Below are 1,255 nucleotides of genomic sequence, written 5' to 3' on the forward strand. Positions count from 1 at the left end.
TCGGGTTCGTCGCGGACGGGTCGCTGCTGGCCCGGCGCAGCGGTGCGGACGACCGGCCGGCCGAGGGCGCGGGAGTGGTCGCGTTCCGGTCGCCGGAGGAGCTGCGGGTGAGCATCGAGCTGCCGCACGCGGGGACGGTCACCGGGATGGGGGTTCCGGAGGGGGTGACGTTGATCGTCGGGGGTGGTTTCCACGGGAAGTCGACGCTGCTGCGGGCACTGGAGACGGGGGTGTGGGACCACGTTCCCGGGGACGGCCGGGAGCGAGCCGTCGCGGTCGCGGACACGGTGAAGATCCGGGCGGAGGACGGCCGTCCGGTGGAGCGGGTCGACGTGCACGCGTTCGTCAGCCATCTGCCGGGCGGCGCGGACACGGCGGACTTCTCGACGCCGAACGCGTCCGGGTCGACGTCCCAGGCGGCGTCCCTGTGCGAGGCGGTGGAGAGCGGGGCGCGGGTGCTGCTGATCGACGAGGACACCGCCGCGACGAACCTGATGATCCGGGACGCGCGCATGCAGGCGCTGGTGGCGAAGGAGCGGGAGCCGCTGACGCCGCTGGTGGACTCGGTCCGTTCGCTGCACCGGGACCACGGGGTGTCGACGGTGCTGGTGATGGGCGGCAGCGGGGACTACCTCGAAGTCGCCGACCGGGTCGTGATGATGGACGCCTACCGTCCGCAGGACGTGACGGAGCGGGCCCGGGAGATCGCCGCCGTGCCGACGGGGCGGCGCGCGGAGGCGGACTCCTTCCCTGGCGTCGTCGCCCGCCGGATCGACCCGGTGTCGGTGGACTCCACGGTCAAGGGCCGCAGCCGGGTCCGTTCGCGCGGCACCGACTACCTGGTCTTCGGCGAGCACGACATCGACCTGCGGGCCGTCGAGCCCCTCGCCGACGCCTCCCACGTGACGGGGGTGGGTCTCGCCCTGGAACTCCTGGTCCGCCACGGCCACTTGACCCGCACCCGCACTCTCGCCGAGGCCCTCGACCTCCTCGACGCGGACTTCACCGGCGCCGATCCGGTGGCCGCCCTGCGCACGGTCCACGACGACGACTTCGCGGTCCCCCGCCGTCACGAGATCGCCGCTGCACTCAACCGGCTGCGGGGGTTGCGGGTGGTGCGCTGAGGGTGCCCGGCGGGCGGCGGTGCGGTGAACCGGGGGTCGACGGTGACGGCCGTGACACCCAGCGGCAGGGCCAGCGCGCGCAGGGCCGGTTCGGCGAGGCGCAGCCACGGCTGGTCCGGGCCGAGGGTCGC

The 1,255-nt window shown here is 74.4% G+C and carries 2 protein-coding genes; one reads left to right on the forward strand and one right to left on the reverse strand.

The features are described from left to right. Nucleotides 1-1,124, forward strand: a 1,124-nt coding sequence (locus tag ACVNF4_RS36220; protein ID WP_461807063.1) for a P-loop domain-containing protein, incomplete at its 5' end; no start/stop codon positions are given. On the opposite strand, the gene ACVNF4_RS36225 is transcribed toward ACVNF4_RS36220, so the two are convergent. Beyond that, nucleotides 1,070-1,255, reverse strand: a 186-nt coding sequence (locus tag ACVNF4_RS36225; protein WP_461807064.1) for an SAV_915 family protein, incomplete at its 5' end; no start/stop codon positions are given. The two genes, ACVNF4_RS36220 and ACVNF4_RS36225, sit on opposite strands and share 55 nt — an antisense overlap.

The organism is Streptomyces sp. S6 (genome assembly GCF_054880855.1).